Annotated in this window: 17 protein-coding genes; 2 read left to right on the forward strand and 15 right to left on the reverse strand. The window is 71.5% G+C overall.

The features are described from left to right. Nucleotides 1-6 precede the first annotated feature (6 nt). The 14 genes from EOINJALH_RS08345 to EOINJALH_RS08410 all read right to left on the reverse strand — a co-directional run bounded on the left by EOINJALH_RS08345 (nt 7) and on the right by EOINJALH_RS08410 (nt 14,173). Entirely contained in the window at nt 7-984 is a 978-nt protein-coding gene (locus tag EOINJALH_RS08345) for a tripartite tricarboxylate transporter substrate binding protein (protein WP_088279887.1), read from the reverse strand. Nucleotides 985-1,004: 20 nt separating this feature from the next. Beyond that, entirely contained in the window at nt 1,005-2,093 is a 1,089-nt protein-coding gene (locus EOINJALH_RS08350) for an SDR family oxidoreductase (RefSeq protein WP_088279888.1), read from the reverse strand. Between the two features lie 3 nt (nt 2,094-2,096). Further along, on the reverse strand, nt 2,097-2,459 hold the full coding sequence (locus EOINJALH_RS08355) for a hypothetical protein (protein ID WP_088279889.1): 363 nt from the start codon (nt 2,457-2,459) through the stop codon (nt 2,097-2,099). A gap of 3 nt (nt 2,460-2,462) precedes the next feature. Then, a complete protein-coding gene (locus EOINJALH_RS08360) occupies nt 2,463-3,818 on the reverse strand; it encodes an acyclic terpene utilization AtuA family protein (RefSeq protein WP_088279890.1) in 1,356 nt (451 codons plus the stop codon). Further along, nucleotides 3,815-5,926, reverse strand: coding sequence for an acetate--CoA ligase family protein (locus EOINJALH_RS08365; RefSeq protein ID WP_088279891.1), 2,112 nt, complete (start codon nt 5,924-5,926; stop codon nt 3,815-3,817). Before EOINJALH_RS08365 ends, EOINJALH_RS08360 begins: the two co-directional genes overlap by 4 nt. Then, on the reverse strand, nt 5,923-6,297 hold the full coding sequence (locus tag EOINJALH_RS08370; RefSeq protein WP_088279892.1) for a Zn-ribbon domain-containing OB-fold protein: 375 nt from the start codon (nt 6,295-6,297) through the stop codon (nt 5,923-5,925). Before EOINJALH_RS08370 ends, EOINJALH_RS08365 begins: the two co-directional genes overlap by 4 nt. Then, nucleotides 6,294-7,436 carry a thiolase family protein gene (locus tag EOINJALH_RS08375; protein ID WP_088279893.1) on the reverse strand — a complete coding sequence of 381 codons (1,143 nt, stop codon included), beginning with the start codon at nt 7,434-7,436 and terminating at the stop codon, nt 6,294-6,296. The genes EOINJALH_RS08370 and EOINJALH_RS08375 overlap by 4 nt, the downstream gene beginning before the upstream one ends. After that, the gene (locus tag EOINJALH_RS08380; protein ID WP_158219692.1) at nt 7,433-8,203 is read right to left on the reverse strand and encodes an IclR family transcriptional regulator; all 771 of its coding nucleotides are present in this window, start codon (nt 8,201-8,203) and stop codon (nt 7,433-7,435) included. Before EOINJALH_RS08380 ends, EOINJALH_RS08375 begins: the two co-directional genes overlap by 4 nt. A 7-nt stretch (nt 8,204-8,210) precedes the next feature. Continuing rightward, nucleotides 8,211-9,269, reverse strand: coding sequence for a cyclase family protein (locus EOINJALH_RS08385; RefSeq protein ID WP_088279895.1), 1,059 nt, complete (start codon nt 9,267-9,269; stop codon nt 8,211-8,213). Further along, nucleotides 9,266-10,030 (reverse strand): ABC transporter ATP-binding protein, encoded by a 765-nt coding sequence (locus EOINJALH_RS08390; RefSeq protein WP_234413717.1) that lies wholly within the window; start codon nt 10,028-10,030, stop codon nt 9,266-9,268. Before EOINJALH_RS08390 ends, EOINJALH_RS08385 begins: the two co-directional genes overlap by 4 nt. A gap of 3 nt (nt 10,031-10,033) precedes the next feature. Then, complete coding sequence (locus tag EOINJALH_RS08395) at nt 10,034-10,846, reverse strand: ABC transporter ATP-binding protein (protein WP_234413718.1); 813 nt, start codon at nt 10,844-10,846, stop codon at nt 10,034-10,036. Between the two features lie 70 nt (nt 10,847-10,916). Next, nucleotides 10,917-11,933: a branched-chain amino acid ABC transporter permease gene (locus EOINJALH_RS08400; RefSeq protein ID WP_088279906.1), complete on the reverse strand. Its 1,017-nt coding sequence runs from the start codon at nt 11,931-11,933 to the stop codon at nt 10,917-10,919. A gap of 118 nt (nt 11,934-12,051) precedes the next feature. Beyond that, the gene (locus EOINJALH_RS08405; RefSeq protein ID WP_088279897.1) at nt 12,052-12,912 is read right to left on the reverse strand and encodes a branched-chain amino acid ABC transporter permease; all 861 of its coding nucleotides are present in this window, start codon (nt 12,910-12,912) and stop codon (nt 12,052-12,054) included. 79 nt (nt 12,913-12,991) lie between these two features. Next, nucleotides 12,992-14,173 carry an ABC transporter substrate-binding protein gene (locus tag EOINJALH_RS08410; protein ID WP_234413719.1) on the reverse strand — a complete coding sequence of 394 codons (1,182 nt, stop codon included), beginning with the start codon at nt 14,171-14,173 and terminating at the stop codon, nt 12,992-12,994. Between the two features lie 268 nt (nt 14,174-14,441). Between EOINJALH_RS08410 and EOINJALH_RS08415 the strand changes: the two genes are divergently transcribed. Further along, on the forward strand, nt 14,442-16,262 hold the full coding sequence (locus EOINJALH_RS08415; protein WP_144289926.1) for a DUF885 family protein: 1,821 nt from the start codon (nt 14,442-14,444) through the stop codon (nt 16,260-16,262). A 45-nt stretch (nt 16,263-16,307) separates the two neighbouring features. Here the strand turns inward: EOINJALH_RS08415 and EOINJALH_RS08420 are convergent, their stop codons facing one another. Next, on the reverse strand, nt 16,308-17,174 hold the full coding sequence (locus EOINJALH_RS08420) for an HDOD domain-containing protein (protein ID WP_088279898.1): 867 nt from the start codon (nt 17,172-17,174) through the stop codon (nt 16,308-16,310). Nucleotides 17,175-17,337: 163 nt separating this feature from the next. Here EOINJALH_RS08420 and EOINJALH_RS08425 point away from each other — a divergent pair. Next, nucleotides 17,338-19,344 (forward strand): DUF3141 domain-containing protein (locus EOINJALH_RS08425; protein ID WP_088279909.1); only part of this gene is annotated, 2,007 nt, incomplete at its 3' end.

Raw genomic sequence — 19,344 nt, forward strand, 5'->3', positions numbered from 1 at the left:
TTGCGGTCATTCGAGTTTCACGCCGCCGTTGGCGCCGACGCGCACCCAGCGGTCGCGGTCCTGCGCGATGAAGCGCGTGAAGTCGTCGGGGCTCATGCCACCGGGCTCGGCGCCCAGCGCGAGGAACTGTTTCTCCACCTCGGGCAGGCGCAGGATGGCGGCGATCTCGCGCTGCAGCAGCGTGGTGATGGCCGCTGGCGTGCCGCCCGGCGCCACGATGCCGAACCAGGCCGACATCTCGTAGCCTGGTACGCCGGCCTCGGCGATGGTGGGGATCTCGGGCGTGGCCGGCCAGCGCCTGGCGGTGGTGACCCCCAGCGCACGCACCTTGCCGGCCTGGATGTGCGCCATCGCCGACGGCAGGTTGTCGAAGGCCACCTGGATCTGGCCGCCGATCAGGTCGAGCAGCATCGGGCCGCCGCCCTTGTAGGGCACGTGCACCATGTCGATCCTGGCCATCAGCTTGAGCAGCTCGCCGCTCATGTGCGGCGAGCCGCCCTGGCTGGTGGAGCCGAAGTTCAGGTTGCCCGGCTTGGCGCGGGCCAGCGCCAGCAGATCGGCCAGCGTGCGCACCGGCAGATCGTTGTTGGCCAGCAGCACGTTGGGCGTGCCGGCCACCAGGGTGACCGGGGCGAAGTCGCGCACCGGGTCGTAGGGCGGTGGCTGCTTCAGCGCCGGGATGATGCCGTGCGTGGCGATGGTGGCGAACAGCAGCGTGCTGCCGTCGGGCGGGGCCTTGGCCACCTGCTGCGAGCCGATCGCACCACCCGCGCCGGCGCGGTTCTCGACGATCACCGGTTGGCCCAGGCGCTCGGACAGGCGCGGCGCCACGGCGCGCGCCAGCAGGTCGGTGGTGCCGCCGGGCGGGTAGGGCACCACCAGCTTGATCGGCTTGTCGATGCGCGCCTGGGCGCTGGCCAGGCCGGGCGCCAGCGAGGCGGCGGCCAGCGTCAGCAGCGTGTGGCGGCGGGTGAGGGGGGGCATGGGGTGGTCTCCGGGGCGGGTCATCGCGGCAGCAGGCGGGCCGCCTGCAGGCGTTCGAGCCAGTGGTGCACGGCGTCTTCGGTGTCGACGCAGCCGGCGAAGCCGTGCTGACGCAGCTTGATCGGGCTCAGCACCGAATCGGGCGGGTGGGCCAGCCCCTGTGCGAAGGCGCGGTCGGTGAACTGCCAGGAACTGCCGACCAGCGCCTCCAGGCTGCTCACGCGCAGGCCATGGCGGTCGGCCAGGCGGGCCCAGGTGGCTTCCAGCGGGGGCATCCCGGTGCTCAGGCACTGTGGTTCATCCGGCCCGGTGGCCATGCCGAAGCGGGCCGCGATGCCGCCCCAGAAGTCCTGCCACACCAGCGCGTCGCCGTTGACGACGTTGTAGGTCTCGTTGGCCGCGATCTCGTGCGTGCCGGCGAACTCGGCCGCCTGCGCGATCAGCCGGCTGCAACTGCCGCCGTTGATGTAGCGCCCGCCGCCGGGCCAGGCCAGCGGCAGGCCCTGCTCGCGGCGCAGCGCGGCGTAGGCGCCGAGCGCGGCCATGATGTTCATCGGGCTGCCCGTCGCGTGCCCCAGCACGATCTGCGGCCGCAGCACGGTGAACACCCAGCCGGCCCGGGGTTGCCGGTCGCGCAGGATGTCTTCCTGCAGCCAGTAGAAGTTGGCATGCGGATGGCGCGGCCAGCGCTCCTTGCATGGCACCGGCGCCGGCTCGACATGGCCGCCGTAGGCCTTGGTGCCCTGCATCAGCGTGACGTGGCGCAGGCCCTTGGCTTCGGCCTCCAGCGCGTCGATCAGGTGGCGCAGCATGGCCTCGTTGGTGGCCATCTGCAGCGGGTCGCGCCAGCCGGCCACCAGCTCGGGCAGCTCGAACAACGCCGCGAACATCAGGTGCGTGACGTGGCCGAGCGACCGCGCCGCGCTGCGGCAGGCCGCCGGGTCGGTGAGGTCGACCGACACATGCACCACGCCGTCGGGCAGCGGCACGGGCCGGCGCGACAGCGCGATCACCTCCCAGTCGGGCAGGGCCGCGAAGTGCTCGACGGCGGCCGTGCCGACCACGCCGCTGGCGCCGGCGATCAGGATCGTGTGCTTCCTGCGGGTCATCGCTCAGGCGTCCTGCAGCAGGTGCTGGCCGCGCAGTTGCCCGCGCAGCGCGTCGGGCACCTCGATCTCGAAGCCCAGCACCGCGGCCGACAGCGCCTTGCCGTAGTTGTCCAGGCACAGGCTGCGCGACACGCCGCCGCCCAGGGCGCCCTGGCAGACGAAGTTCAGCGCCTGGAGGTTGTCGGCCTCGTAGCGCGTCACCGCGCCCTTGATGGCGCCGCGGTAGAAGGCCTTGAAGCGCTCGGCGGTGAGCTGTTCCTTCAGCAGCGGGTACAGCTCGGGCGTGTAGGCGAAGACCGCAATGTTGGAGGTGTCGCCCTTGTCGCCCGAGCGGGCGTGGGCCACGTGTTGAAGCATCACTTTCATGGCTCAGCTCTCGTAGTGGACGATGGACCAGGGCACCTGCTCGCGCGGCACCAGCGACGACCACACGCCGATCACCTCGCGCGTGCGGTCCTGGTGCGGCACGCGCTTGCCGGTGTGGCCGATGCCGGAGACGGCCATGCCGTCGACCTCGCGGCCCACCTTGGCGGCCTCTTCACGGGTGCGGGTGCGGGCGGCCACGCGCACGGCGATCTCGTAGGGCTCGGGCGCATTGGCCGGTGTGGCGTCGCCGTGGATGGCGTTCAGGCCCAGGAAATCGACGCGATACTCCTCGGCCTGCAGGCCGACGATGCGGAAGCGCTCCTGCAGGATCGTCTTGGCCAGTTGCGCGCGGCGCAGCGCGCCGGGGCCGGCGTAGAAGAACATGTCCTCGCCGATGAAGCCCTCGGTGCAGCCGATCGACACCTTCAGCGTCGGCGTGCGCGGCTTGCCGCCGATGCCGGTGACGCGCACGCGGTCGGGGCCCACCTGTTCCAGCTGTGCGGTGGTGAAGTCCACCACCACGTCGGGGGTGATGTAGTTGGCCGGGTCGTGCACCTCGTACAGCATCTGCTCCTTCACCGTCTGCAGCGTGATGGCGCCGCCGGTGCCGGCCACCTTGCCGAGCGTGGCGTTGCCGTCGGCATCCACTTCGGCGATCGGGAAGCCGAAGTTCCAGGGCTCGGGCACGTCCTTGAAGCCGGGGTCGCTGAAGTAGCCACCGGTGACCTGCGCGCCACATTCCAGCAGATGGCCCAGGCCGTTGCCGCGGCCGATGCGCACGTGGTCGAGCGGATCCCAGCCGAACTCGAAGGCCATCGGCGCCATGAAGATCGACGGGTCGGCGACGCGGCCGGTGATGACGATCTGCGCGCCTTCCTTCAGCGCCTGCACGATGGGCTCGGCGCCGAGGTAGGCCTCGGCCGAGATCAGCGTGGGCGCCAGCGTGGCGGTGGGTTGGCCGTTCTCGAGAATCCGGTCGGTCATGCCGAGCACGCGGTCGGTGATCAGGCTGCCGTTGACGGCCGCCACCTTCACGCCGCGGTGGCCGAACTCGCGCAGCCAGTGCAGCACGCGCTTCGCGGCGGCCTCGGGGTTGATCCAGCCCTGGTTGCTGATGATCTTGGTGCCGCGCGCCATGCATCCCGGCAGCACCGCGCGCATGCGGTCGTCGAGGTAGGTGTCGTAGCCCTCGAAGCTGGGGTCGCGGCGGGCGCGCACCTGTGCGGCCGAGACGGTGGCCTCTGCCATGGTCTCGAAGCACAGGTAGTCGAGGTCGCCGCGCTCGGCGCTCCATTGCGCGGGTTCGACGCGGTCGCCCCACCAGGCGGCGCCGGCGCCGATGCGGAGGGTTCGGGTCATGGCATGTCTTTCACGATGACGGCATCGACGGCGGCGCAGCACTGGCCACGGGCGCCGACGATCACCGGGTTGATGTCGAGTTGCTGGATGCCGGCCGTGGCGTCGGCCATCAGGCCGCCGACGGCCACTGCGGCGTCGCAGAACGCGGCCAGGTCCAGCGGCGGTTCGCCACGCACGCCGTCCAGCAGCGGCGCGATGCGCAGGCGCCGCAGCGCCAGTTCCACGCGCGCGGCGTCGAAAGGGGGCAGCAGCACCTGCGTGTCGGGCAGGGCCTCGACGTACAGGCCGCCGTCGCCCACCAGCACCACCGGGCCGAACACGGGGTCGAGCCGCGCGCCGATCATCAGTTCGCGCCGGCCGCGCACCCGCTCGGCCACCAGCAGGCCGCCGAGCGCCACGCCGGCCGCCGTGGCTGCGGCGACGATGCGCTCGCAGGCCGCGACCACGGCGTCGGCGCTGTCGGGGCCCACCACCACCAGGCCCAGCTCGCTCTTGTGCGTCACCGCCGCGCTGACGCCCTTCACCACCACCTCGCCACGGCCCAGCTCGGCCCAGGCGGCGCGGGCCTCGTCGGCGTTGCGGCACAGGCGGTGGCGGGCCACCGGCACGCCGGCCGCGGCCAGCAGCGCCAGGCTGGCCGCCTCGTCCAGCAGCGTGCCCTGCGCCGGGGCTCGGGGTCGCGGCGGCAGGGGCGGGCGGCGCGCCTGCGTGGCGGCCATCAGGTCGGCATGCGACAGGAACTGGCCCAGCGCTCGCACCGCCTCGGCCTCGGTCGGGTAGACCGGCAGGCCATGCTGCTTGAAGGCCGCGGCCACGCTGGCCTGCGGTGCCGCCACCACCACCGGCTTGCCCGTGCTCTCGGCGAACTTGGCGGTGTCGGCCGCGAAGCTGGGCACGTCGTAGCCGGCGCCGGCCACGGCCACGCCGACGAGGAAGGCATCGGCGGCGGGGTCGCGTCCGATGGGTGGCAGGATGTCGCTGAACAGGCGGCTGTTGGTCAGCAGCGCGGCGGTGATGTCCACCGGGTTGGTGGTGGTGGCAAAGCCCGGCAGGATGCGGCGCAGCTCGGCCTGCGTGTCGTCGGCCAGCGGCTGCAGGGGCATCTGCGCCACGGTGGCCGCGTCGGCCGTCAGCACGCACACCGCGCCCGAGTTGCTGATGGCCACCAGCCGCCGGCCGCGCGGCTTCCAGCCCTGCAGGTAGAGCTCGGCCGCATCGACCAGCTCGACCATGTTCTGCACCCGCCAGATGCCGTGTTCAGCCAGGAAGGCGTCCACCACGCGGTCTTCGCTGGCCAGCGCGCCGGTGTGCGACAGCGCGGCCTCCTGGCCGGCCGGCGTGCGGCCCGATTTCAAGGCCACGATGGGCAGACCGCGCTCGCGCGCCACCGCCGCGGCCTCGGCCAGGTGCCAGGGGTCGGGGATGCCTTCCAGGTACAGCATCAGCAGCTTCAGGCCGGGGTCTTCGGCCACCACGGTGGCCAGTTCGCACACCGTCACGTCGCAGTCGTTGCCGGTGGCGTGGGCGTGGCGCACGCCGATGCCGCGGCCGCGCAGCAGGCCGTAGGGGATGACGCTCATCGCGCCGCTCTGGCTGATGATGCCCACCGGGCCGTCCTGGGCCGCCACCTCGGTGAACATGGTGGAAAAGCTCAGCACCGCGCCGCTGCCGAAGTTGGCCAGGCCCTGCGAATTGGGGCCGACGATGCGCATGCCGTGGGCTCGGGCGCTGGCCACCATGGCCCGCTCGCGGGCCTTGCCCGCGGCGTCCACCTCGCCGAAACCCGAGCTCATCAGCACCGTGAGGGCCGTGCCGGCGGCGGCCAACTGGGCCACGGCCTCGACGGCGGCGTCGCCGGGCACGGCCACGATGGCGGCCTCGGGCACCTCGGGCAGCGCAGCCAGGTCGGCCCAGGTGCGCAGGCCTTGCACCTCGGCACGTGCCGGGTTGATCGGGTACAGCTTGCCCTTCCAACCGAAGCGCTGCAGGTAGGCGATGGGCCGGCCGCCGATCTTGTGCGGGTTGTCGGACGCGCCGATCACGGCAATGGAGCGCGGCGCCAGGGCGGTGCGCAGGGCCTGTCGCGGGTCGCGCGAGGCAGCGGTCATGGGGCGGGGTCCTTGCTGAAGTAGGGCATCGGCCGGCCGGCGATGGCGCGCACGGCGCCCTGCACGCGGTCGCCGACGGCCAGCGCGGGGTCGGCATGGGCCATCAGGCGCAGGCCCTCGTCCAGGTCGACCAGCACCAATCGGTAAGGCGCCAGCGCGCGGAACTCGTCGTTCGGCGCGCGGTGCACCAGCGTGCTGGCGGCCACGGTGCCGCGGCCGCTGGCCGCGCGCAGCGAGGGGTCGCGGGCGCCGCAGTGCGGGCAGAAGCTGCGCATGAACAGCCACTGCCGGCCGCAGGGGGCGCAGTGCTGGAAGACGATCCGCCCACCGCCGCGCGTCCAGCAGTCGGTGGCCTTCAACGGGTCTGTCATGCCGCCTCCAGCACCAGGCTGGCGTGCGACGACAGCACGCCGCCGTCGCCGTGCATCAGCGCGACGCCGGCGCGCGGCACCTGGCGCACGCCGGCGCGGCCGGTCAACTGCCGATGCGCTTCGGCCAGGTGCGCCATGGCGCCGGCCACGCCGCAGTGGCCGTAGCTGAGCAGGCCGCCGTGCAGGTTCAGCGGCATCGCGCCGTCGCGCGAGAAGTGGCCATCGCGGGCCAGCGCGCCGGCATGGCCACGGGGCGCCAGGCCGATCTCCTCCAGCAGCAGCGTCAGCGTGACGGTGAAGCTGTCGTAGATGGCCGCGTACTCCACGTCGGCCAGCGTGCGCCCGGCCTGCGCCAGCGCGCGGCCGGTGCAGGCGCCGGCACCGAAGTCGTCGAGCGTGGCCATGGCCGACAGGTGCTGTGCGTTGTGGTGCTGCGCGCTGCCGCTGATGCGCAGCGGGTGCGGCCCCTGCCGCGTGGCGGTGACCACCACCGCGCAGCCGCCGTCAGAGACCGGGCAGCAATCGAGCACCTTCAATGGCGAGGCGATCGGCCGCGAGGCCAGCACCTCGTCGACCGTGATCGGGGTGCGGAACTGCGCGCCCTCGTGGGCACCGGCATGGCGGCGCATCAGCACGGCCAGTTCGGCGAAATCGGCCTCGGTGTGGCCGTGGGCGTGCATGCAATGCGAGGCCAGCAGGCCGTAGTACGCGGGGATGGTGGCGCCCAGCGGCACCTCGTAGTCGGGGTGGCCCACCTGTGCCAGCGTCTGGATCGCCGAATCGCGGCTCTGCCCGGTCATGCGGTTCTCGCCGCCCACCACCAGGATGCGCCGCGCCGCGCCGCTGGCCACCAGCTGGCAGGCCAGCATCACCAGCGCGCAGCCGGTGGCGCCGCCCAACTGCATCGTGTGGGCGTAGCGCGGCTGCAGGCCGAAGTGCTCGGCGAACAGCGTGCCCAGCATCAGGTGCGGGTGGGTGGTGGAATAGCCGCACAGCAGGCCGTCGATGTCGCCGCGCACCAGGCCGGCATCGGCCAGCGCCAGTTCGGCCGCGTCGCTCATCAGGTCGAGCGTGCTGCGGCCCTCGTGGCGGCCATAGCGGGTGAGGCCGCTGCCGACGAGCCAGCCTGTTCCCGTCATGCCGCGTCCTTCTGCGCATATTCTCGCGACAGGTCCTCGCCCGCCTTGCGCAGCAGTGGCACCAGCTGGGCCAGGCGCGGCGTGATGCGGCTGGTCAGCGCGGCCAGGCTGATGGCGGCCATCGGGCGGCCGTCGCTGCCGAACACCGGCACGCCGATGCCGCCCATCTGGTCGACCACCACGTCCAGCAGCAGCGCATAGCCGCGCTGGCGGGCCAGTTGCACCTCGGTCTTCAGCAGGTCGACGGTGATGCGCGGGTAGCGCTTGGCGATGCGCGGCGCGATCAGCGGCAGCACCGCGTCGACCTCGTCGTCGGGCAGCCAGGCCAGCAGTGCCAGGCTGCCGGCGCCCACGCCCAGCGGGCGCCGCATGCCCAGGTCGAGGTAGTTGGCGCGGATCGGGTAGCTGCCGAACTCGCGGTCCACGCACACCGATTCGATGCCGCTGCGGGTGGACAGCAGCATCGTGTCGCCGGTGGCGGCGGCCAGGCGCAGTAGGGTGGGCCGCGCGCGGTCGCGGATGTGGTCGCGGCCCTGCATCGCGATGCCCAGGGCCAGCGCCTCGTCGCCCAGCGTGTAGCGCTTGGTGGCCTCGTCGCGCACCACGAAGCCTTCACCGATCAGCGATTCCAGCAGCCGCAGCGCGGTGGCCTTGTTGACGCCCGAGCCCTCGGCGATGTCGGCCAGGCGCTGCGGCACCGGCGTCGACAGCGCGCGCAGCAGCCGGCAGACCTTCTGCGCAGCATTGGTGTCGGAGGCCTGGCGCACCCGAGCCTCAGACGGTGGCCACCGGCGTGGTCGGCGAGCCCACCGCACCGGGCAGGCGCAGCGGCGGGGCGGTGAGCAGGAAGCGGTGGCGGCCGTGCGCGCGCAGCCACTGGGCCAGCGGGGTGAGGTGCCAGATCTCGCCCAGGTGGATGCCCAGCTTGAACAGGCAGTGCTCGTGCAGCGGCAGCGTGGCGCAACAGCCCGGCTGGCTGGTGGCCGGGTGGGCCTCGACGGCGTAGTTGTCGGCGATGAGCACCGACAGGCCGCTGTCGGTGATCCACTGCAGCAGCCTGGCGTCGCGGCCGTCGAGCACGGCGCCGGTGGTCTCGAGCCGGTGCGGGTCGGGCTGACCCTTCATGTCGACCAGCGCCTGCGCGAAGCCGGTGTGCAGGCAGACCATGTCGCCCGACTCCACCGTCACGCCGTCGGCGGCCATGATGGCCGCCAGGCGCTCGTAGCCGACGACCTCGCGCGCGTCGCCGCAGTGCGCATGCAGGTCGATCATCACCGCGCGGCCCTGCACGCAGCGCTCGGCCATGCGCTCGATGCCCAGGGCCTTGGCGCGCGAGGTGGCACGCCAGGGCACGCCGGCACCGGGCACGCCGGCGTCGGCGGCGTCCTTCGGGCCGAGGATGTCGTACTCGGCGCGGTAGCCGTTGTAGTAGCGCGCCTCGGGCAGTCCGTCGCCGTCGGCGTCGAACAACTGGCCGACGTGCGCGAAGCTGTCCCACTGGGTGGAGTACTGCAGGTGCATCAGCACCAGGTCGTCGCTGATGACGTCGGTGTGCTGCGCGTTGTCGCCCACCAGGCGGTAGTTCAGGTTGGGCTTGCCGTTGCGCAGCGTGGGCCGCAGCACGGGCGGGTGGCGGCGCGGGTTCAGCAGGTTGCCTCCGGGCAGGTCGAGCGGCAGGCTCAGGCAGAAGGTCAGGCCTTCCTTCACCTCGGCGATGCCCTGGCGCACCTTCTCGGGCGTCACCAGGTTGAGCCGGCCGTTCTGGTCGTCGGGGCCGAAGTCGCCCCAGTTCGAGCCCGGCGGGCGGTGGGTCCAGCGCGGTGATTCGCTCATGGTGCGGTCTCCTCCGTGGGTTGCGCGTGCCCCCCCAGGAACACGCGGTGCAGCAGGTCGCCCTGGCCCAGTTCGTCGGCAAAGGCCTCGGCGGCCACGCGGCCGGTCTCGAACAGGTAGCCGTAGTGGGCGTGGCGCAGCGCCTTCTCGACCAGTTGCTCGACCAGCAGGATGGCCAGGCCGTCGCGGCACAGCCGCGAGGCCACGTCGAGGATGCGGTCGATGACGATCGGCGCCAGGCCGCCCGAGGGTTCGTCCAGGATCAGCAGTCGCGGCTCGCCGATCACGCCCTGGGCCACGGCCAGGATCTGCTGCTGTCCGCCCGACAGGCGCGACGCCATCTGCTGCCGGCGGTCGGCCAGTTCGGGGAACATCGCGTAGATCGGCTCGAGCTTGCTGCGGTCGCCGCGCGGTGTGCGGGCGTAGGTGCCGATCAGCAGGTTGTCCTCGACCGACAAGGTCTGGAACACGCGGTGGCCTTCGAGCACCTGCACGATGCCGGCCTGCACGGTCTGGCGCGGCGTGGCGTGGCTCAGGTCCTGGCCGCCGAACAGCACGCGGCCGGCGCGCTTGGGCACCAGGCCCGAGACGGCGTGCATCACCGTGCTCTTGCCGGCGCCGTTGCGGCCGAGCACGACGACGAACTCGCCGGCGCGCACCTGCATCGACAGGCCGTGCACGACCTCGGCCTTGCCGTAGGCGACGTGCAGGTCCTGCACGTCGAGCAGCACGTGTTCCGGGCGTTGATGGGATGCGACCACGGCTCAGGCCCCCAGGTAGACGCGGATCACTTCCGCGTCGTGCCGCACCTCGGCCGGGCTGCCGTGGCGGATCATCCTGCCGACGTTGAGCGCGGTCACGCGGTCGCAGATGCGGAAGACGAAATCGGTATGGTGCTCGACCAGCAGCACGCCGATGCCGGCATTGCGCACGGTGCGGATCACCGACCCCAGGGCCTCGATCTCGGTTTCGGTGAGGCCGCCGGCGGGTTCGTCCAGCAGGATGAAGCGCGGCTCCAGTGCCAGCCCTCGCGCGATCTCGAGGAAGCGCTGCTGCGCATGGTCCAGCGTGTTGGCGCGGCGATGGATCACCGCGCCCAGGCCCACGCCGTGCAGCAGCTCGGCGGCGCGCTCGCGCAGGCGCCGGTCTTCGGCGCCGACCGACGGCAGGCCCAGCGCGGTGGCCAGGAAGCCGGCCTCGGCATGCGTCCAGGCGCCGAGCACGGCGTTGTCCAGCACCGACAGCATCGGCAGCAGGCGTGGCTTCTGGAAGGTGCGCGCGATGCCGATGGCGGCCCGCTGCTGCACCGCGGCGCCGGCCAGTTCCACGGCGCCACAGCGCACGCTGCCGCTGCTGGGTTCGTAGTAGCCCGACAGCATGTTCAGCAGCGTGGTCTTGCCGCTGCCGTTGGGGCCGATCAGGCCGTGCACCTCGCCGGGCAGCAGGCTCAGCGACACGTTGTCCAGCGCGGTAAGACCACCGAACTGCTTGCCGATGGCGATGGCGTCCAGCGGCGGGTTGGATGCCTGCGGCGCCGAGGTGCTCACGGGCGGATCGCTCAGTGTGGCAGTGGTCACTGGTGCACCCTTGGGCCTTCGGCCCGTCCCGCCAGGCGGGAATGAGCCCCTTCGGGCGGCCGGGCGGGGCTCATGTGCGCACCCCATCGCGGCGCGTGTGGCGCTGAGACAGCGCACGCGACAGCCGAGGCAGATCGGGCTCGATCGTGGTCTGCGGCAGCTTCTTCGGGCGCAGGCGCTCCCCCACCAGTTCGACCACGCGGCCGATGCCTTCGGGCACCACCAGCACCACCACCAGCAGCAGCAGGCCGTAGAAGAAGTTGCCCAGTTTGGCCAGCGGGGCCACCAGCTCGGGCAGGGCGGTGAGCACCACGGTGCCGATGAACGGGCCGATGATGCCGCCGCGCCCGCCGATGATGATGCAGACGAAGAAGAACAGGCTCAGCTCGAAGACGAAGGTGTCGGGCGTGATGTAGCTCTGCAGCGACGCGAACAGCGCGCCGGAGATGCCAGCCGTGACGCCACTGAACACGAACACCACCAGCTTGGCGCGGAACACCGGCACGCCCACCGCCTGGGCGGTGACCGGGTTGTCGCGGATGGCGATCAGCCCGCGGCCCCACATGCGCCGGGCGATGTTCCAGCTCATCAGGGTGACGATCGCGGCCACCACGGCCACCAGCGCGTAGTAGCCGGCCGGCGTGTCGAAGGGCGCCGGGAACATCGGCCCGGCCAAGCCGATGCCGCCGCCGGTCAGGCCCACCTGCGCCAGCACCACCTCGTTGACGATCAGCGCGAAGGCCATCGTGGCCATCGCGAAGTAGAAGCCCGGCAGCCGCAGCGACGGCAGTCCCAGCGCCAGCCCGCAGGCGCCGCACAGCGCGCCGGCGGCGGCCACCGCCAGGCCGGGGTGCCAGCCGGCCTTGCCGGCCAGGATGGCGAAGGCATAGGCGCCGATCGACAGCAGGCCGACATGGCCGATCGACAGCTGGCCGCTGTAGCCCACCACCAGGTTCAGCCCGGCGATCAGGATCCAGTAGACCGCGATCAGCGCGGCCAGGTGCAGCTGGTAGGTGTCGCCGGTGAGCAGCGGCAGCACCGCGGCCGCGGCGCACGCAGCGGCGATGGCGAGGGTCCGAGGATTCATGGGCAGGCGCATCCGATCACCTCAGGTCCAAGCAGACGCCGCGGATCCGGCTTTGCCGGGCCGCTGGCGGCGCCCCCTCGAGGGGGAGGCGCCGAAGGCGCTTCGGGGGTGGGCCATGTCACACCGGACGCACGTTGCGCGAGCCGAGCAGGCCTTCGGGCTTGATCAGCAGCACCACCATCAGCAGGCCGACGGCGATGGTGTTCTGGTACTCGCCACCGATCCAGTAGCTGGCGAAGGCGTTGAGCAACCCCAGCGCCGCGCCGCCCAGCAGCGCGCCGATGTTGCTGCCCAGCCCACCCACCGCCAGCGCGATGAAGCCGTTGAGCGTGAGCGACAGCCCCACCGCGAAGTAGGCGAAGGTCAGCTGCCCCGCTGCGAAGCCGGCCAGCCCGCCGAGCGCGCCCGACAGCACATAGGACAGTTCGCGGATGCGATCGGTCGACACGCCGCGGGCGCGCGCCGCGAAGGCGTCTTCCGACATCGCCAGGAACAGCTTGCCGTACATGGTGCGGCGGTAGAACAGGTCCAGGCCGACGGCCATCACCACCGCCAGCACGATGGGCAGCCAGAACTTCTGGTCGCCGATGCCCGCGCCGAAGGCCTGCGGCAGCAGCCTCGGGAAGGGCTTGGGCTCGGTGCCCCACCACAACGCCACCCCCTGCTGCACCATGGTGGCCAGGGCCAGCGTGGACAGCAGCCACAGATGCTCATCGCTGCGCGCCAGCACGCGGCGGATGGCCAGCAGGTCGGTCAGCCAGCCGAACGCCGCACCGACGACCATTGCGCCCAGCAACCCCACATACCAGGGCCACTGCAGCTGGGAGATGAAGAAGGCGCCGAACACGCCCCCCAGCATCGCCAGGTGGCCGGTGGTCACCGACAGCACCTTCGACGTGGAGTACATGACGTTGTAGACCAGCGCCACGGCGGCGAAGACCATGCCGATGGCCAGTCCGGAGACGATGACGAAACCCATGGGCAAGCCCCGGTGGATGCGCGCAGCAGGTGCGCGCGGTGCGGTGCGGAGGAGGAGCGCTGGCGGGCGGTCGCGCGGCTCAGCGCGGGGCGAGGTTGAAGCTGCCGTCCTTGAAGGTGTTGGCCGCGTTCATCGCCATGTTGCTGTCGGGGAAGCCGTTCCGCTCGGTCGCGCTCCAGCCGTATGTCGCGTAGATGCCGCGGTACTCCCTCGTGCCCTCCAGCGCCTTCTGCATTGCCGCGGGGTCGGTGGAGCCGGCGGTCTTGATGGCATGCTCGACGATCTTCACGGTGTCGTAGCCCATGGCCACCCACCAGAACAGCACGTCGACCTCGCCGTTGCCCAGCCGCGGGCGCATCTTGTCCAGCAGCGCCTGGGTGGCCGCGGGCAGCTTGCCGTCGGCGCCGTAGGTGGTGCTGCGGTAGCCGGCGGCGAAGGTGTTCTGCCAGTACTCGGGCTTGTTCAGCAGCTTGCGGATCTGCGCGGCCATCAGCGCCGGGTGGCCCACCACGGGCACGTTCCAGCCAATGTCGCCACGGGCGTTGAGCAGCCGGCCCAGCAGGCCGGTGGCGGCCGACCAGGGCATCACGATGTCGGCGCCGGCGGCCTTGGCCTTCATCATCTCGTCGGTCAGGTCGGTCTTGTTGGGGTCGACCAACGCGGTGTAGATGGGCTTGATGCCGGCCTTCTCGAGCATTTCCTGCGCGGTCTTGGCGCTGGCGGTGCCGTAGCCCGAGGTGTCGGCAATGATCGCCACCTTGGACTTCTTCAGCGTGTTCACCGCGTAGTCGTTGGCGGTGCCGATCCACTGCTTGTTGGTGTTGATCACGCGGAAGGCGCGCGGGTACTTCACCGGGTCGATCAGCTCGTCGATGGCGCCGATGATCAGGTTGGGGATGCCGGCGCGCGCCAGGATGGGCGTGCTCGCCAGGCCCTCGCCGGAATTGACCGGGCCGATGACCACGTGCACCTTGTCGCTGAAGGCCAGCTGCTGCGCGAAGTTGACGGCCTTGGTGGGGTCGCCCGCGGTGTCGCGCGTCAGCAGTTCGATCGGCCGGCCATTGATGCCGCCGGCCTTGTTGATCTCTTCCACCGCCAGCTGCACACCCTGGTTCTCGGCGATGGCCGCCGACGACAGCGGGCCGGTCAGCGACGACAGCCAGCCCACCTTGATCGGCTGCGCCTGGGCGGCCAGGGGCGCCAGCAGGCACATCGCCGCCTGCACGGCCAGCAGGCCATGTTTCATCGAACGAAACTTCATGCTTGTCTCCTCACCAGCCTCGTGCCGAGTGAGCCGCCGTGCTGGCGTGCCCTTGACTCCGGTCAGCTGTTTCATCCTAAGAGCTGGGTGCACGGATGAGGCATCAGATGAACCCTATCAATGTTTCATGAGACGAACCTTGGTCTGCGTGACGTGCCCTGGCCATGCCGCCTCGACGGCACGTCGGTGTCGCCCGAGGTCTTGTGGGGTCGTTCCGAGGGCCCGAGATGAGTCCTGGCCCCGCAAGAGGCCTAGACTGGCGGCCACCATGTCCGACACCTCTGAACTCCCCACCGTTCACGGCGTCACCCGCCGCCACGCCCTGGCCTGGGCGGCGGGGGCTGCGCTGACGCCGCTGCTGCCGGCGTGCGCGTTGAACGCGGCGGCCCCGCCGTCCCCCACAGACTTCGGCCCCTGGGCCGAAGGCTTCGCGGCCGACTGGGTGCGCCTGTCGGCCGAGCGCGCCACCTACACCCAGTACTTCAGCGGGGCCGAGCAGGCGGCGTTCGACCGCCAGTTGACGCCGCGCACACCCGAACACCGCCAACGCCAGCGTGACGCGGCCCGCGCCGGGCTGACGCGGCTGACGGCGTTTGGATCCGACCGGTTGACACCCGACCAGCGCACCGACGCCGACACGATGCGCTGGAGCCTGCAGAACATGCTGGCGTCCGATCCTTTCGAGGACCACCAGTTCGCATTCAATCAGTTGCGCGGACTGCACATCAGCCTGGTGTCGCTGTTCAACGAGGTTCAGCCCTTGCGCAGGCCGGGCGACCTGGAAGCCTATGTCGAGCGGCTGTCACAGGTGGCGGCGCGCATCGACGAGGCCATCGCACGCTCCCGCGACGCCGCGGCCAGGGGCTTGCTGCCGCCGCGCTTCATCATCGAGCGGGCGCGCACGCAGGTGCAGGATTTCCTGGTGCCCGCGCCGGCGCAGAACCTGTTCGTCACCGCGCTGGAGCGGCGCAGCCGGAGCATCGACGCGCTGGGCGGCGCCGAGCGCACGCGGGCCCTGGCCGACGCGACCCGGCTGGTCGAATCGGGCATCCGCCCGGCCTGGCAGCGCATCCTGGCGCTGCTGGACGAACTGCATGCCGGCAGCACCCAGGATGCCGGCCTCTGGCGCCTGCCGAGGGGTGCCGAGGCCTATGTGCAAGCCCTGGCGACCTACACCACCACCACGATGGGCCCCGAAGAGATCCATGCCATCGGCCTGCGCGAGGTGGCGCGCATCGAAGGCGAGATGGACCAGGTGTTGAAGTCGCTGGGCCGCGCGACCGGCAGCGTCGAGCATCGCATGACCGCGCTGCGCGCCGAGATGCAGCCGCCAGCCGAGCCCGACCCTCGGCCGGCGCTGATCGAACGCTTCCGCGAGATGGTGCGCGACAGCCAGCGGCGCAGCCGGGCGCTGTTCAACCTGCAGCCGCGGGCGCCGGTGGACGTTCGCCGCGAGCCGGCGTTGACCGAGCAGACGGCGGCCGCCCACTACAGCATGCCGGCGCCGGACGGCAGCCGGCCCGGGGTGTTCTGGGCGCCGCTGCCGGGGCCGATCTTCAACGTGCCGGCCATGCGCAGCCTGGCCGTGCACGAGGCCGTGCCGGGCCACCACTTCCAGCTCGCCATCCAGCAGGAACGAGCTGACCTGCCGCGCTGGCGCCAGCGCCGCATCTTCGGCGGCGGCAGCGCGCACAGCGAAGGCTGGGCCTTGTATGCCGAGCGACTGGCCATCGACCACGGCTGGTACGAGGGCGAGCCGCAGCAGCTGCTGGGCGCGCTGGACAGCCAGCTCTTCCGGGCGCGCCGCCTGGTCGTCGACACCGGGCTGCACGCCAAGCGCTGGACTCGCCAGCAGGCCATCGACTACGGCATCAGCGCCCGCGAGGTGGAGCGCTATGTCGTCAACCCCGGCCAGGCCTGCGCCTACATGGTGGGCATGCTGCGGCTGCTCGATCTGCGCGATCAGGCCCGCGGGGCGATGGGCGACCGCTTCAGCGCCAAAGACTTCCACGACGTGGTGCTGAAGACCGGCTCGGTGCCGCTGGACGTGCTCGGCGACGTGGTCAGGCGCTGGTCGATGGTGGGCTGAGCTCGCCCCGGCGGCGGGCGCGGCCGGGCCGTGTCCGCAACGCCGTCAATGGAGCATGGCCTCCAGGCCCATCGTCAGCTCGGCGAGCGGCGGCATGTGCGGGGGCAGGGCGTCGTGTTCGACGCCCACGGTGGCCAGGTCGGGCAGCCACTGCAAATCCAGCCCCAGCACATGGGCCACCGGCTGCGGGCAACTGTCGGCGGCCTCGGCCGCGTCCAGGGACAGGCTGTCGATGCGGGCGCGCCAGGCGGCGATGTGGATCAGCGCGGCCATCGGCGATGGGGGGTCGGTGTGCAGCGGATCCACGGCGCCGCGCAGCGGATCGACCATCTCGGCAGGGAATTTCCAGCGCGCGGCCAGCCCGGCGCTGACCGCGCCGTGGTGGTAGCCCAGGGTGGCCGACTCCAGAGCCGCGCGCCCGGCGGCCAGCGGGTGGCATTGCGCGTCGATCGGCACCATCGCCTCGGGTTGCGCGACGTGCATCACCAGTTGGCCCAGCGCATGGACCAGGCCCACGGTGAACGCCAGGTCGGCGTTCAAGCCACCGGCGGGCGCCAGCCAGCGGGCCGTGCAGGCGGTGTGCAGGCTGTGGCGCCAGAACTGCGGCAGGTCGATGCCGCGCATCGGTTTGAAGGCGCCGGCCACGCCGCAGGCCACCACCAGGTTGCGCACCATCACGAAGCCGAGCATGCGCAACGCGTCGTCCACCGTGGCGATCTGCCGCGACACGTGGAAGTAGGCCGAGTTGGCCAGGCGCAGCGTCTTGGCGCCCAGCACGGGGTCGGACGCCAGCTTGGCGGCGATGTCGCCGACCGAGGCATCTTCGCGGCCGAAGGACAGGATCAGCTCCTGCACCACCTTGGGCACGATCGGCAACGCGGCGGGCTTGGAGAAGAGGGCTTCTAGGGACACGGCTGCACTTCCTGGTTGACTTGCGTCGGTGATTGGCTTTCGGCAGTTGGCGGGCGGGTTGAAGTGCTGAAATGGTGCTGGATCTTGCTGCAACGCAACAAGCATGATTCAAGCGGCGGGCCCAGGTGCCGAAGACCCACAGGTCACAGCACCCGGACATCCCATGGACCCCACCCCGACACCCAGGCCCGGTGCAGCGCGCACCGCCACCGTGGCATCGCCATGGCCTGGCATGGACTACCTTGTCGACGCCGTCGAGCGCAGCGTGCTGTTCGCCGACACGCTGCGGCGCCGCGGCAACACCTATGCCGAGCACCTGAAGGCTGGCGAGCCGCCGCTGTTGAAGTTTCCGCATGAACTGGTGCTGGACGGCCGCGACCTGCCGCGGCCGTGCAACTACGCGCTGCTGCACGTGCTGCCGCCCGCCGAGGTGCCGACCGATCCGCGGGCCCGCCCGCTGGTCGTCGTCGACCCGCGCGCCGGCCACGGCCCCGGCATCGGCGGCTTCAAGCACGACTCGGAAGTCGGGGTGGCCTTGCGCGCCGGCCACCCGGTGTACTTCGTCACCTTCCGCCCGCAGCCCGAGGAGGGGCAGACGCTCTGGGACGTGATGAAGGCCGAGGCCCGCTTCCTGGAAGAGGTGATCGCCAGGCACCCGGACAGCCCGACCAGGCCGATGGTCATCGGCAACTGCCAGGCCGGCTGGGCCATTTCGATGCTGGCGGCGGTGCGGCCGGAACTGTTCGGCCAGATCATGCTGGTGGGCGCGCCGCTGTCGTACTGGGCCGGCGGCTCCAAGCTCAACCCGATGCGCTACAGCGGCGCCACGCTGGGCGGCGCCTGGCTGGCCGGGATGACGGCCGACCTGGCCGGCGGCCGCTTCGACGGCGCGCACCTGGTCGAGAACTTCGAGAAGCTCAATCCTGCCAACACGCTGTGGGGCCGCTACTACAAGCTGTGGTCGCAGGTGGACTCCGAGGCCGAGCGCTTCCTGGAGTTCGAACGCTGGTGGGGCGGCTACTTCCGCATGACCGGCGACGAGATGGAGACGATCGTCGAGAACCTGTTCGTCGGCAACAAGCTGTCGGCGGGCAACCTGGTGGCCGGCGACAGCCCGGTGGACCTGCGCGCCATCACCGCGCCGGTGGTGGTGTTCGCCTCGTGGGGCGACAACATCACGCCGCCGCCGCAGGCGCTGAACTGGATCATCGACACCTGGGGCACCGAGCGCGCCATCGCGGCTGCAGGCCGCGTGATCGTCTACGTGCTGCACGAGAACGTGGGCCACCTGGGCATCTTCGTGGGCGCCGACATCGCCCGCAAGGAACACGACCAGATCGTCACCTCGCTCGACGTGCTCGACCACCTGCCGCCCGGGCTGTACGAGATGAAGGTGGTGCTGAAGGACGGCGGCGAGCCGCAGCGCTGGGACGACCTCGAGCCCGGCAGCTACACCGTGGCCTACGAGCACCGCACGATGGACGAACTGCGGGCGGTGAATCCCGAGGGTCGCGACGAGGAGCAGTTGTTCTCCACCGTGGCCCAGTTCTCGGAGCTCACCACGGCGAACTACAAGACCTGGGTCCGTCCGGCCATCCAGGCGCTGCCGCTGCGTGACCTGGGCAATGGTGCCGTCGCGCTGCACCCGCTGCGCCTGCAGCGGCAGGCCTTCGACGACCACCACCCGGCGGCCGCCGCCGTGGAGGCGTGGGCGCGCCACGTGCGCGAGCACCGCCACGGGCTGCCCGCCGACCACCCGGCCACACAGGTCGAGCGGGCCATTTCCACCTGCGTGGAGGGCGGCCTGAACCTGTTCCGCGACATGCGCGACAACGCCGTCGTGCAATGGACCCGCCTGGCCTTCGGTCCGCTGGGCCTGGGCGCCTGGCTGCCCCCGGCCCCACCTGCCGAAGTGCGCGCCGTCGAACGGGCCCACGCCGAGATCGAGAGCCTGCGCCAAGAGGTGCTGTCGCGCATCGGCCAGGGCGGCTTCGCGCAGGCGGTTTGCCGCATCGTGCTGGCGGGCATGGTCTCGGTCGGCTCGTTCGAGCGGCGCAGCGTGCGGCTGGCACAACTGCTGGCCGACATGCAGGTGGCCGAGGGCCTGCGCGCCGGCCACGCCGGCCCGGCGATCGACTGGACGAAGCTGCTGCACGACGAGGCCCGCATC

It is taken from the genome of Ideonella sp. A 288, from assembly GCF_002198735.1.
Classification (GTDB): domain Bacteria; phylum Pseudomonadota; class Gammaproteobacteria; order Burkholderiales; family Burkholderiaceae_C; genus Pseudaquabacterium.